Genomic DNA, 13,989 nt, shown 5'->3' on the forward strand with positions numbered 1-13,989 from the left:
AAAATGGCAGGTAATTGACTAAGTTACCTGCCGTGTGCCTAAAAAGTTCGGAGGGGTAAAGCTCCGTTTTTAAAGAGTGTAGTCATGGGAAGTTGACTTGAGGATAGTATGTGTAATGTAAAAAAAGATTATTCGTATAGGAGAATGAAAAAAGAGCACATATCAAATATGTACTCTTGAAAAAAGGAGGCTCCTATAAACGATGAAACATAATACTACAACATATGATTGCCTCATTTAAAGGTGCAAGGAATGTACAAAATAGTTATTGTGCATGTATAGTAAAAGCTATGTCTTGTCTATGTAAATATATGCTTAGTTTATATAAATCGTGTGTATGTTTGAACGAAATGGTTATTTGCAAATATCAAGAGCGCTTTTTAAGGCGCTCCATGACCAAAACTAAAATTGAAAAAGAATACCACATGATATTTTATGTATGTTCTTAATACATGTGCAGATCTTTCTTTTGCACAACAAAGCAGCTAGTTAATAAAACTAACTGCTTGTTGTACAAAAGAAACGCTGCGCTTACAGAAATAGTTTGTAACTTTAAGTTACAAACATAGTATGAACAGGGTTGGAAATGTTATTCGGAAATGAAAGAAAATAAAAAAGAGCGCCCGGGAAAGCGCTCTTTGATTAAGACTTATATCGAAAAGAGGAGACTGCAATTATATCTTATGTATGTTTTGAGTGAAGGTGAAAAATTTAAGTGAACAAAAAAGAGCACACATGTAAGTATGCTCTTTGACAAGAAAGGTAGATGTCTATGAGTGGATGCCTCCATACAATACTATATGCTTGTCCAGTTAAAAGGTGAAAAGTTTTAACAAAATCGTTATTTTAATTGGTTCAGCCCCTTGAAGGGCGCTCCAAGGGGCTGAGATTCGAGAACTTTTAAACTCTTGTTTAATTACATGAAAGCTCCCTAAGGAGAATCTGTGATATTTTAACACTCAAATTCTTATTTTGACAACTATATTTTGATAAAAAGAAATCCCCGATTGTCCGCGGGGCTTCTAAGGGTAAGTGCCAAGTAATGACGTACTCGATTAATTAACCATATCATGAATTTTTTGGTAAAAACACTGGTGAATGTGTCCAAATATATGAGGGTATTATTTTCAATAAAAACGCTATTTGGCACAACAAAGCAGCTAGCTAAAGTAGCTAACTGCCTGCCGTAAATACTATTCCAGATGGATACGCAAATTGTAACCGCAAGTTACATTTATAGTATAAACAGATTTGAAAATGTTATGCAGGAAAGTAAACTAAATAAAAACTTCATTTTAGTGAAAAGGAGAATAAAAAATGAACTTAAAGGAGTACGTCGTTTATAAAGGTGAATCATTGCTATGTATCGGAACTATACAGGAATGCGCTGATTATATGGGCGTACTTCCTGCGACAGTTCGTTTTTATACAAGGCCAGCGTATCAAAGGAGAATAGCAAGTCGGAAGAATGCTAGAAATTATATAACTGTTACGGAACTTGAGGAGGACTAGGAATGGAATTTTATAAAGTGTCTTTTTGTGGCGATCAGGATATAAAAGTTATTCTGGCTAATAGTAAATATGAAGCTGCAGGGTATTATTTAATGCAGTGTCACAACGGAAGCGGTTTTATGGCTGATGTGGTACTTGAAAAGATGTCAGCGGATGAAAAAATTGAAGTTTCGTGTGTTGGTTTCCCAGTATATAAAACATTAGAAGAACTATATAAAGAGAAAGAATTTGGTGATACACCATGCGTTATTGTCGGACTAGCAAATTAGAAAACTGTATAAAAATTTCATTTTAATATAAAACAGAATTATTAAATGGCTTAGGCAGACAATTTATTAAATAAACTGTCCGCCAAGTGAATGAAAGATTATTTGAGCTATAAAGCCCAAATTTAGTATAGATAGAATCATGAAAGTTTAATCATAAAACAGATAAATTATGTTATAGAAAACCTTCAATTAAAAAAGGAGCAGTTAGCTTTTGCTAACCGCTCGGCTCTCGACCAAGAAAGCTAGAGTGGGAGAAATCGACTTTTTAAAGTCTTGTCTACAGTGTTAGACAATGTTTAGAATTTTATTCACTTAAAACGTAAAAAGAGCAGCTAGCAAAAGCAAACTGCTCTCCAGAAAAGCATTAAGAAGGAAGTTCAGAACTCAAGTGTATTTATAGTATGGACAAGATTTAGAAATTTATTCGAGGAGGAATGGATAATGTGCACTTATTGGGAAAACGTAGTTAAAGAATTCTTTAAGAAGCAAGAGCAGGAACGAAATAAAAGAGCAGCTAGCAAAAGCTAACTGCTCGGGTAATGGAATATGGTTCGAAATGGGTTGTCTACAGTATTAACGGAATATTGAGTTTTATTCAGGGGGTTACTAATTATGTAGGTTACATGAGAAGTCCTATTAACATCCAGGCTGCACCGATTAGAACTAAAGTTTCAAATGTAATCCAAAATTTTCTTTTTTCTGGTTTTTGAAATTCTTTAATTACAGAGAATAAAGCACTGATTCCTACAAGAGTGAAAAGAGCAATTCGGATTGTTTCAGTCATCTACATCACCACCTAATATTTTAATAATTTAATTATATAACAATTACCATTTTGTAGAAACTTAACAAAATAATCCTTTTGAAATTATATAGGTACAATTCACATTTGAGCCGCTTTTAGAATGTAAGAAGGTATTAAATTAATGAAAACGCCTAAAATGGAAAAAAATGTTTTATAAGAAGGAGTGAGAGGATTGGATAATTTAAAGAAAAAGAAACTAAAAAAAGCAATTGCTCGTTGGACAAAGGTTATACAAAAATATGAGAAAGACAGAATAGATAAAGCTTGGAGGAATCTTTTTATACAGACAAGTATAATGAAATAAATATAGTCCGGCTAGAAAACTAGAGGACACCAATTCATTAAAGCAGCAATTCAAGTTGTTTTAATGAATTGGTGTCCTTTTTATTTTGGAAGGGGGAGATAGGAAAATATGAGGGCACTACAAGACTAATTACGTGAGTGGAAAAAGCAATTGAATCAAACAAGAAAGAAAAAAAGATATAGAGTTCAAGTAGTTGTGAGATAAATTGAAAATAGAAATTGATAAGTAAAAAGATAAATAATTAAACATGCGGATGTATTGAATGCAAATGAAATAAAAATTAAATAGGTATATTTTTAATTTTTAAGTTAAGTATAGAGAAGAAATGAGTTATCTAGATATTAAGAAAGAATGGATTTTTACAATGAGTTCAAATGAATCAAATTTCAGTTTTACCAGTAACAAAGATATTGTAAAGTACCTTAATGTAAGAAAAGACCCTGTTGATTTAAGAGACAAAATGTTTCGGAGTTACTTGTTTAGTAATGAGGTGGATTTGCCAACGCAAGTCGATCTTCGTCCTAAAATGTCAGGTATAGTAAATCAATGGAATATAGGTTCTTGTACGGCAAATGCAATTGTTTCAGGGTTACGAGAATATCTATTATTACAATCAGGTCGTCCATTTACTTGCTTATCTCGTTTGTTTTTATATTATCATGAACGAGAAATAGAAGGACATATTCAGGAAGATAGTGGAGCGAATGTTCGTGATGGTATGGGGGTTCTTAAAAATATTGGAGTATGCCCTGAAGAGGATTTTCCTTATACCGAGAATTTTAGAGATAAGCCATCACCAAAGGCTGAATCAGATGCTGCACTTTATAAAATTGGAACCTACCATCGTATTCAAGATTTATCGGGATTAAAGGCTGCACTTGCTCATGGATTAGTTGCTGTACTTGGATTTGCTGTACCAAAATCTTTTATGTCAGAAGAAGTGAAAAAGACTGGTATAGTTCCAGTATCAGGAACAGATGATGTAATTGTTGAAGATGGTCAACCAGCCGGACATGCTGTTTGTGCTGTTGGATAGGACGATGATAAGCAAACGGTTATTATTCGAAACAGCTGGGGAGAAGACTGGGGAGATAAAGGATATTGCTATTTCCCATATGAATTATTTAAAAATGGAATTGTGCAAGATATGTGGACAGGTCGTTAATTAGAAAAGTGATGGAAGTATGGAAACTACAAAACACGTTATACGTGTTACGGGTAGCATAAAAGAGCGTGAAAAAGATGTAGAAATAAAAGGTGTAATGCATTATCATCTATTAATTAATGATATATCAGTTTTACATACAAGTGGTGCAGAGGTATCGTATAAAGGTTATGTACAAGCTATGAAGCAGCATGTGATTTCTTTTGGTAACTATGCATTCTGTCGTTTCTGAAAATGATGCACGCGTAGAAGCCCGTGATTTCTGAAACCGTGGTGACAAGAGTGCAACAGTTTGGGTGGCTGATGTAGAAGTGAAAACAATGGATGATATGCGAGCAGGTACACAGGCTTTTATCGATGAATTATGTCAATTAGGTGCTAAGAAAGTCGGTTTATATGTTGATCATCATATGTATGCACCTTTTGGGTGTGAAATATTTAAACAAAAAAGTGTTAGCAAGTTTGCAAACGAACTTGCTAACACTTATACAAAATATACATAAATTATCGCTGATATGTCTTCCTCAATAATAGCCATAATAAATTAGAACACACTAGTACGAAACGCTCATAAAACCATTTTTAATTTACATGATAATAGTATAAACTCTATATTTCTTTTAATAATTTAGGGTTATATCTTTTCTGCATTAGATGCTTTTAACCACGCTTCGTAAAATGCTGTAACTGATGCATAACGTTCTGCACGATTTTTATTTACAGCACGATACGCTACCTCATATAATTCCTTACTTGCTTTCCATTTTATAAAAGAACGATTTTTTTCACCGCCTAAAAGTGAGAAAGCCATTGCTCCCATATTAAATACATTTGTTCTTTCATCAATTGTTGCGTTTAGTTCAAATTCCTCTGGTGACATAAAACGGGAGGAACCCCATAGCCGGCCCATTTTATTTATGTAAGGTTTCTTACTGTATAAATCTATATCACAAATTTTTGTCTCGTTTGTATTAAAATTATATAAAATACTACCGTCATAAAAATCTATCGCTACATAATTTTTCTTTTCTACATAAGTATGGAAAGAAAAAATGGAATGTAAGGAATGAACTCGTTCTATAGCAGATAAATGTCTAAATTTATAAAATGGAGAGTTTGGATTTTCATATTTCTCAGGAGGTGGGAAGCGCCAATGCGAATGAAGACATTCACCATCAAACCAATCGAAAATTAATACATATCCAGATTGAACTGGAAAATGATCAATTAATTTTATGAGCGATTCATGCTTTAAATCTTCATAAATAGTAACTGAATTTTTTAGCCTTTTAATAGCATCACCCGTTGTTCCTTCATATGCAATTGTTTGTGCTCCTGCGTATTTGATAAATTTCTTGTGACCATCTTTTTCTACACCAAAACTTATATTACCTGAGTCTTGCTGGTCAAAAACTGCAAATACGGTCCCTAATTTAATAAGCCAATCAAAATTATGATATTCTTTTAATTGGAATGTTACACTATTTAACTGAATTTCGACGGAATTATCTTTCATAGCTTACCTCACATTTAATATAATTAAGTTGTACATTCCACTATTCGACATATTTTATGGAAATCCTATGCTAATAATATAAAATTTTATAAATATAATGATAAACACTTATAAAGAGGTGAATACAATGGATCAACAAATTGTTATTAAACCGTATCAAAAAGACTGGGTTGAAGAGTATATAAAAGAAAAAGAGAAATTCTGTTCCTTGTTAGGACAAGAAATAATTGCTGTTGAACATATAGGAAGCACAGCAGTAGAAGGATTAGGAGCTAAACCTCTTATTGATATGATGATTGGCGTAACAGAACTGCAAATAACTGAAAAGTGGATTGAAGTTCTATCGGAAATTGGATATGAGTATGTTCCAAAAGATGCAACCAATTGGCGTTTTTTTAGAAAAGGAAAGTGGAGAGCGGGTACTCATCATTTGCATGTTTATATTTATAATAGTGACGAATGGAGGAACAATATTTTATTTCGTGACTTTCTAATAAGCCATGAATGGGCACGTAAAGAATATAGAGAATTAAAAGAGATACTTGCTATTACATATGCTTTTGATCGTGTTTCATATACAAAGGCAAAAGCGCCGTTTATTCGAAAAATATTAGAATTGGCTAGAACTCAATGAATTTATAGATTCTTATCTAACTAGTTTTGAAACCTCTTCCTACACTTTTTATAGGGAGGGGATTTTTTGTTTTTTCATGACTAAATATATAATTTCTAATTATTGGAGGCAAACTATTTTATTTATTTTGATATTTCTAGTACATTGGAAATATTAAGGGGGAATTAAGCAATGAAAGCTATTGTACATCAATATAAAAAAGGATTAGAGGGAGTAGGATATAAATTTTCACCTAAGATAAGTCCTAGTGCAGGTGAAGTAAAAGTAAAGTTAAAAGCTGCCGGGTTAAATCATAGGGATTTATTTATTATAAATAACAGAAAAGAAATGGATCTACCATTAGTAATAGGGTCAGATGGATCAGGAATTGTTACAGAAATAGGAGAAGGAGTTTCAAATATTACACTACATACAGAAGTTATTATTAATCCTAGTATTGGATGGGAACATGCTACTGAAGTACCGGAGTTACCGGAAGTGCTAGGTGGGCCGAAAGATGGAACGTTTGCTGAATATGTAATTGTACCAGTTGAAAATGTTGTAGAAAAGCCGTCATATCTTACTTGGGAAGAATCAGGTGTTTTATCTTTATCCGCATTAACTGCATACAGAGCGCTTTTTACTAAAGGTAGATTGAAGCGCGGCGAACACGTTTTAATTCCGGGAATAGGCGGTGGTGTTGCTACATTTGCCATGTTATTCGCGAAAGCAATTGGCGCAAAAGTGAGTGTTACTTCAAGGGTAGAGAATAAAAGGGAACTTGCTGCAAAATATGGTGCAGATATTTCTTTTCATAGTGCCGGAAATTGGGGAGAGAGCTTACAAGGTGAAAAAGTAGATTTAATAATAGATAGTATAGGTCCAGCAACTTTTTTGAAATATTTTAATGTATTAAAACCAAACGGAAGAATCGTGAATTTTGGTGCAAGCTCAGGAGATAAAATTGAATTACCATTACGCGCGCTATTTTACAATCAAATTGATATTATGGGAACATCCATGGGTAGCCGTGAGGAATTTAATGAGATGATAAAGTTTATAGAAAAACATCAAATTAAACCAATTATTGATAAAGTTTACTCGTTAGAAGAAGCAATTCGAGCACTAAGCCGTATGGAACGTGGAGAACAATTCGGAAATATTGTACTTCAAATGAATTAAAAAATATGATTTTGCAATTAGTATATTTAAATGAACATGTTATGTATTCCAAACATGAAAAAAATACGAATCGCCTTATTATAAAGGTTTACGAACTTTATACATAAATAGCGTATAAAATTTGTTTTATAATTGTCACATGAGCAATAGTAAAATGAGAATTAGATGAGAAAAGTTTAAGCCCATTTTCATAATGGTATTGTATACTGTGTAAATTAAGAACACTTGTAAGTAGGGAGAGAGTATTATGAATTACACAGTATTTCGGTGGTTTAATAATTTTGCTGATTCATCCAAACTATTTGATACGATAATGGTTGCTATTACAAATAGCGCTGCATACGTAGCCGTTCTATTTATGCTTATCTTATGGTTTAATAATGGAAAGAAAGAGAATGCAATTAGAAAACAATATACAGTTTTATATACGACGCTTTCGGTTATTATTGCATTAGTAGTAAATGTTCTTATACACGCAGTATATTACCATCCGCGTCCGTTCGTATCATATGATGTACACCAATTAGTGCCACACGCAGCAGATTCATCATTCGTTAGCGATCATTCTGTACTTGTATTTTCAATCGCCTTCGTATTTATTCTTAGAGGCGAAAAACTGAAATATATCGCGCTATTATGGGCAGTGCTAGTCGGTATATCACGTATGTACGTAGGTGTTCATTATCCTTTAGATATACTTGGTGCAGCATTCTTAACGCTTATTACGAGCGCTTTAGTAATGCAAAGTACACGTATGTTTGAACCAATAGCGAAACTTGTATTCAAAATGTATGCATTAGTAGCGAGACGAATTCCTTTCTTAGCGAAATATAATCATATCACGTAATTTTCTTATAAAAAGTTCCCCTTTGGACATCCAGAGGGGAACTTTTTTATAGGAAATACGAAAAGAGTGTAGAGTGCTCTGTAATCAAGTTGTACTGATTAATATTCTGAAATTTCACGCACCGTATTTAATATATATAAAATAATGACACAAAATAACAACAGTTAGTTTCGTATTGTTTTAAAGGAATTAAAAAGAAAACTTCGAAACATATAGTATCGTAAACAAAAACTACAAATTATAAAACGCATCTTCGTACGAATCCATTCCAAAAGAGAGGAGATAAGTATGCAAAAACTTCAAACGAATAAAGGCGCTCGATATATGATGATTGCTTTTATTGTTTTGTTTCTTATTATGATTTTGCGTATAGTCTATATTCAGGCAGTAGGAGTCGTGCATAATGTAAATGTAAAGGACCTCGCGGATGAACAACATAATAAAAAAGGTGTTTTAGAAGCGAATCGTGGTACTATCTATGACCAAACGGGAAAGGTGTTAGTACAAGATTCTACAACGTATCGAGTTGTTGTAAATTTAAAAGGAAAAGATAAAGTGAAAAATAAAGATGAAACCGCACAACAATTAGCCGATGCGCTTGAAATTGATAAAGAAGAAGTATTAAAAAACTTTCATGAAGGGCGTACGCAAGTTGAAATTGGGAAAATTGGTCGGAACTTATCTAGGGAAAAGAAGGAAAAAATTAATGATTTAAAAATACCAGGTGTATCTTTTATGTCGGAAAAAGCAAGAGTGTATCCGAATGAAGACTTTGCATCCTATATACTTGGTTTTGCTAGACCAGATGATAAAGGGAATACGGAAGGGAAGTTTGGGCTTGAAAAGAGTTTGGATAAATATTTGCGCTCGACAAACGGGAATATAGAATATGTGGGTACACGAAGGGGGATTCCGCTTACAAATGATATAAGTAAAGTAGAACCTGCTAAAAATGGGAATAACGTGTATTTAACGCTTGATAAACAAATTAATAGCTTTTTAGAAGAAGCGATGAACAAAGCACAAGTGCATTATGATCCTTCTATGTTAATTGGAATTATTGCTGATCCAAAAACAGGAAAGGTTTTAGCGATGTCTAGTAAGCCTAGTTACAATCCTAATGTAGGTGATATCGAATACTTTTTAAATGATCCGATTGCAAATGCATATGAACCAGGTTCAACTATGAAAGTTTTTACGTTAGCAGCTGCCATTAATGAAGGTGTATATAACGGCAAAGAATATTTTCAATCTGGAAAATATTCCGTTGGTTCCTCTGATATAAAAGATCATAATGGTGGATTTGGATGGGGATCAATTACATTTGATGAAGGTTTTGAAAGATCATCAAACGTAGCTTTTTCTATTTTAGAAGATCAGTTACTGAAACCAAATAAATTTAAGCAATATATGAATAAATTTGGATTCAATCAAAAAACAGGAATAGATTTACCTGGAGAAAGTAAAAATACTTTATTATTAAATACGCAAATTCAACAGGTTACAACTTCTTTCGGTCAAGGTTCTACAGTAACTCCGATTCAATTAATCCAAGCGGCTACTGCTATAGCAAATGACGGGAAAATGATGCAACCATATATTGTTGATAAAGTTGTAAATCCAACAAACAAAGAAGTTATTATGGAAAATCAACCGAAAGAAATTGGGAATCCGATAAAAAAAGAAACAGCGGACAAGGTTAGAAGCTTAATGGAGCGTGTTATAACATCTTCAAAAGGAACTGGTACAATGTATAAAGTGGATGGTTATCCAATTGGAGGTAAGACAGGAACAGCACAAATACCGAATCCTGAAAACGGCCGATATATGGAGGGGAAAGAGAATTACATTTTCTCCTTTTTAGGAATGGCTCCAATTGATGATCCGGAGTTAATCGTATACTTAGCTATTAAGCAGCCAAAGTTAAAAGGAGATGAGTATGGAGCTCAGCCTCTTGCTGAAATATTTAAACCTGTTATAAAAAACAGCCTTGAATATTTAAAGGTGAAACCGTATACAGAAAAACAAATAGCTGATGCAACGAAGCAATCTCAATTAAAAGTACAAAATTATGTAAATCAATCGATGGGTACAGCAGAGAAAAGTGTAGAAAAAGAGAAGCTACAGCCAATAATTTTAGGAGAAGGAAAAATAATAAAACAATATCCACAGTCTGGCGAGGTCATGAGTGAAGGGGATCGTATATTTTTATTAGGGAATAACGCACAAATGCCAAATGTAAAAGGTTGGTCCATGCGTGATGTTATGTATTTCTCTAAGCTTTTGAAATTAGATTTGAAAACTTCTGGTACAGGTTATGTAACGAGCCAAAGTATTGAAAAAGGACAAAATTTACAAGAAGGAGATACACTAGAACTAGAATTAGAACCGCCGTTACAACCGTTAACAGAGGCGAATACGAATTAATTCAAACTTGTTGAAGAACCTATATCCAATAGGTTCTTTTTTAAAAATTTATGAGTAATTTCACGCACCGTATTTTTTAGAAAAAATAATAAATAAAATACTTAACAGTTACTAAAACAAAAAAACTTACATATATTGAAATTAGAACGATTGTTCAATTTTTGTATTAAACGATGGAAGGAGTCTACATTGAATAAAAGACGATATGATAGTGATTTAGCCAAAGAAATAATAGGAGAAAAAGCGATAGAGTTATTTTCCTTAAAAGGGTATACAAAAACCTCCATTGATAACATTGCTAAAGCCTCTGGTTATAGTAAAGGACATATATATTATCATTATAAAAATAAAGAAGAATTATTTGTTTATTTAGCTAAAGACAGTATGAAAAACTGGCATGATAAATGGAAAATGGCAGAAAAACAGTATACAAACGCAACTGAAAAATTATATGGAATGGCTAAATTTGTACTTTATAATTACAAAACGCCGTTATTAAGAGCGGGGCAAGAACTTGCCTCTGATCCGAGCACGAATCCTTCTACAGTTCAACAACTTTATGGTTTAGCTGTTGTCCCTTTAAAGGCATATCAACAAATTTTAGATGAAGGTATAAAAAGTGGTGAGTTTTATATGAAAAATGTTGAGGGTTCATGCCTTTTATTAGGTTCATGGCTAGGTGGATTATGTCAATTCATTCATTCAATTGAAATGGAGAAATTAGAAGTTTTATTTGAAGAAGCTATTAAAATTTTTTTACTCTCTATTTCAAACAAATATATGTAGCGTGACACGCGAATTAGAACGATTGTTCAAATCCTTACACTCGTCCGTTTTCATTATATGTATAAACAACAGGAGGTTATTTATATGGATGAGCAAAGAGTCGCAATTATAACTGGCGGCGCTTCTGGTATTGGTAAAGCTTTAGCCATTCAATTAGCAAATAAAGATATATTTGTAATTATCGCTGATATTAATGAAGCCTGTGGCCAAAACCTTGTGAATAATATAAAAAATAATAATCAACTAGCTAGGTTCGAATATTTAGATGTTACTAACGCTGGATCCGTAGAAGAACTTATTATAAAAATAGTTAATGAGTTTGGTAGAATTGATTATATGTTTAATAATGCAGGAATTGCTATGTATGGAGAAGTATACGATATGTCTTTGGATGATTGGAAACATATTATTGAAATAAATTTATTAGGAGTAATTTACGGAACACAATTGGCTTACCAATTCATGAAAAAACAAGGATTTGGTCATATCATTAATACTGCTTCTGCAACTGGTTTAGGACCAGCTCCCCTTTGTACCGCGTATGCAACAACCAAACATGCTATCGTAGGTTTAACAACTTCATTACATTATGAGGCGGAAGAATACGGTGTAAATGTAAGTGTGCTTTGTCCAACTTTTGTAGATACACCCATATTTAAAAAATCAATTGCAATTAATATGAATAAGAATCACATTATAAAACAACTAAAAACAAATAAGCCAATTTCAGCTGACAAGTTTGCTGAAATTGCACTGAAAGCTATTCATAAAAATAAATTAGTAATTTGTCCAATGCCATTAAAAAAAACGATGGACGTATTCTTTACTTTATTTCCTTATCTTCATAAAAAGCTAATGCGTTTCGTATGTCGAATTGGTCGTAAAGCAAAAATGACGGAAATATAAATATCTGATTATTTTTTATTTACAGTTAAAAATAATTGTGATAATATGGAAAAAATCAAATGCAGTGAAGAGAAGAGTAAATAAAATGAATTTTTCACAGAGAGCTCCATTTAGCTGAAAAGGAGTAAAAATTCTTTATTGAACCAAGCCTCTGAGCAGCGCATCGGAACCTATTATTAGGGGATGGTGTGACGGGAGCTCCCGTTATAGAGCTATGGTATAAGCATGAGTTAGAATGCAGTACCTGATAAGGTTAATATGGTGACATATTAACAAACTAGGGTGGCACCGCGATGATAAATCTCGTCCCTAAGATTAAAAGTCTTGGGGGTGGGATTTTTTTATTGTTTTAAAACAATTTGGAAAGCGGGGGCCAAAAATGAAAAACTTTCTTAAAGATTGGAAATATCCTTTATTACTACTGTCCGGTGTTGGTATTGCGAATTTAGGAGCATGGATTTACTTAATAGCATTGAATGTACTTGTCTATCATATGGGCGGATCAGCCTTAGCTGTTGCTGCTTTATATGTAATAAAACCATTAGCCACTTTATTTACAAACGCTTGGTCTGGGAGTATGATTGATCGTTTAAATAAACGGAAATTAATGATTCACCTCGATATATATCGTGCGTTATTTATCGCTATTTTACCTTTACTTCCGTCACTTTGGATTGTTTATGTATTTGTATTCTTTATAAGTATGGCCAGTGCAATTTATGAGCCAACTGCTATGACGTATATGACGAAATTAATTCCAGTAGAACAAAGACAACGTTTCAACTCATTACGTAGTTTAATAGGATCTGGTGCATTTTTAATTGGTCCAGCGATAGCAGGGGTTTTATTAATTGCGAGTACACCAGAGATTGCTATATATATAAATGCTATAGCATTTCTGTTATCAGGATTCATTACATTACTTTTACCTAATCTTGATAAGAAAGAAGCTTCGGATACAACAAGTAATACATTATCTCTTACAGTATTAAAAAAAGATTGGAACACTGTTATAAATTTTAGTAGAAAACATGTGTATGTCGTATGCGTGTACTTCTTATTTCAAAGTATGTTCGTATTAGCAACCGCTACTGATTCACTTGAACTATCGTTTGCGAAAGAGGTATTACTACTAACAGATAGTGAATATGGTTTTCTAGTTAGTATAGCTGGTGCAGGATTTATTTTAGGTGCCATAACAAATACAATTTTGTCAAAGAAATTAGCACCTTCACTTCTAATTGGAATAGGATCATTATTCATTACAATTGGTTATTTAATTTATGCTTTTTCAAATGTATTTTTAATAGCTGCTATTGGATTCTTTATTTTATCTTTTTCAATGGCATATGCAAATACAGGATTTTATACATTTTACCAAAATAATATCCCTGTTCATATGATGGGACGGATTGGGAGTATATATGGACTTGTTATTGCGATAGTAACAATCTTTATTACAATATTATCTGGTGTTGCGACTCAGTTTATTTCTATACAACTTGTAGTTATTGTAGGTTCATTGGTCATGTTATTTATTACTATCGTCTTGTGTGTGTTTACTTTATTCCCAGCACAATCTAAGTTGTATTCTACTGAATCAATAAAGTGAAACTTTAATCAGGGGGCATCCCCCACTGATTATCAGCCCTCACCA

At 32.9% G+C, this 13,989-nt stretch carries 12 protein-coding genes, 2 pseudogenes and 1 other annotated feature; of the genes and pseudogenes, 12 read left to right on the forward strand and 2 right to left on the reverse strand.

The window, feature by feature from the left end; genetic code table 11:
• Window positions 1–1,317: 1,317 nt before the first annotated feature.
• Together ACTFRY_RS16950 and ACTFRY_RS16955 are read left to right on the forward strand one after the other, a co-directional pair.
• Entirely contained in the window at window positions 1,318–1,512 is a 195-nt protein-coding gene (locus tag ACTFRY_RS16950; protein ID WP_098012863.1) for a hypothetical protein, read from the forward strand.
• A 2-nt stretch (window positions 1,513–1,514) separates the two neighbouring features.
• Window positions 1,515–1,781 (forward strand): hypothetical protein, encoded by a 267-nt coding sequence (locus tag ACTFRY_RS16955; protein ID WP_098616597.1) that lies wholly within the window; start codon window positions 1,515–1,517, stop codon window positions 1,779–1,781.
• Window positions 1,782–2,400: 619 nt separating this feature from the next.
• Here the strand turns inward: ACTFRY_RS16955 and ACTFRY_RS16960 are convergent.
• Window positions 2,401–2,565, reverse strand: coding sequence for a hypothetical protein (locus tag ACTFRY_RS16960; RefSeq protein ID WP_000140899.1), 165 nt, complete (start codon window positions 2,563–2,565; stop codon window positions 2,401–2,403).
• A gap of 193 nt (window positions 2,566–2,758) precedes the next feature.
• Here ACTFRY_RS16960 and ACTFRY_RS16965 point away from each other — a divergent pair, with 193 nt between their 5' ends.
• The 3 genes and pseudogenes from ACTFRY_RS16965 to ACTFRY_RS16975 form a co-directional block, all read left to right on the forward strand.
• Entirely contained in the window at window positions 2,759–2,890 is a 132-nt protein-coding gene (locus ACTFRY_RS16965) for a DUF3983 domain-containing protein (protein ID WP_114556335.1), read from the forward strand.
• 364 nt (window positions 2,891–3,254) lie between these two features.
• Window positions 3,255–4,055 (forward strand): annotated as a pseudogene (locus ACTFRY_RS16970) (C1 family peptidase).
• A gap of 160 nt (window positions 4,056–4,215) precedes the next feature.
• Window positions 4,216–4,483: pseudogene (locus tag ACTFRY_RS16975) on the forward strand (GH25 family lysozyme); the annotation flags it as partial.
• Between the two features lie 206 nt (window positions 4,484–4,689).
• Here the strand turns inward: ACTFRY_RS16975 and ACTFRY_RS16980 are convergent.
• Window positions 4,690–5,571, reverse strand: a complete 882-nt coding sequence (locus tag ACTFRY_RS16980) for a protein kinase domain-containing protein (RefSeq protein ID WP_098616599.1) — start codon at window positions 5,569–5,571, stop codon at window positions 4,690–4,692.
• A 127-nt stretch (window positions 5,572–5,698) separates the two neighbouring features.
• Here ACTFRY_RS16980 and ACTFRY_RS16985 point away from each other — a divergent pair, with 127 nt between their 5' ends.
• The 7 genes from ACTFRY_RS16985 (at window position 5,699) to ACTFRY_RS17015 (ending at window position 13,944) form a co-directional block, all read left to right on the forward strand.
• Entirely contained in the window at window positions 5,699–6,205 is a 507-nt protein-coding gene (locus ACTFRY_RS16985; protein ID WP_000372688.1) for a GrpB family protein, read from the forward strand.
• Window positions 6,206–6,376: 171 nt separating this feature from the next.
• On the forward strand, window positions 6,377–7,366 hold the full coding sequence (locus ACTFRY_RS16990) for a zinc-binding dehydrogenase (RefSeq protein ID WP_098616600.1): 990 nt from the start codon (window positions 6,377–6,379) through the stop codon (window positions 7,364–7,366).
• Window positions 7,367–7,613: 247 nt separating this feature from the next.
• Window positions 7,614–8,213 carry an undecaprenyl-diphosphatase gene (locus tag ACTFRY_RS16995; RefSeq protein WP_098616601.1) on the forward strand — a complete coding sequence of 200 codons (600 nt, stop codon included), beginning with the start codon at window positions 7,614–7,616 and terminating at the stop codon, window positions 8,211–8,213.
• Between the two features lie 288 nt (window positions 8,214–8,501).
• Window positions 8,502–10,640 (forward strand): penicillin-binding protein, encoded by a 2,139-nt coding sequence (locus ACTFRY_RS17000; protein WP_098616602.1) that lies wholly within the window; start codon window positions 8,502–8,504, stop codon window positions 10,638–10,640.
• A 189-nt stretch (window positions 10,641–10,829) separates the two neighbouring features.
• Window positions 10,830–11,426 carry a TetR family transcriptional regulator C-terminal domain-containing protein gene (locus ACTFRY_RS17005; RefSeq protein ID WP_001042683.1) on the forward strand — a complete coding sequence of 199 codons (597 nt, stop codon included), beginning with the start codon at window positions 10,830–10,832 and terminating at the stop codon, window positions 11,424–11,426.
• Between the two features lie 84 nt (window positions 11,427–11,510).
• Complete coding sequence (locus ACTFRY_RS17010) at window positions 11,511–12,332, forward strand: SDR family NAD(P)-dependent oxidoreductase (protein ID WP_000344372.1); 822 nt, start codon at window positions 11,511–11,513, stop codon at window positions 12,330–12,332.
• Window positions 12,333–12,387: 55 nt separating this feature from the next.
• Window positions 12,388–12,646, forward strand: a binding site (T-box leader).
• A 65-nt stretch (window positions 12,647–12,711) separates the two neighbouring features.
• On the forward strand, window positions 12,712–13,944 hold the full coding sequence (locus ACTFRY_RS17015) for an MFS transporter (protein WP_098616603.1): 1,233 nt from the start codon (window positions 12,712–12,714) through the stop codon (window positions 13,942–13,944).
• Window positions 13,945–13,989: the final 45 nt, after the last annotated feature.

The sequence above is a fragment of the Bacillus cereus group sp. MYBK195-1 genome, assembly GCF_051916605.1.
Lineage (GTDB): Bacteria > Bacillota > Bacilli > Bacillales > Bacillaceae_G > Bacillus_A > Bacillus_A cereus.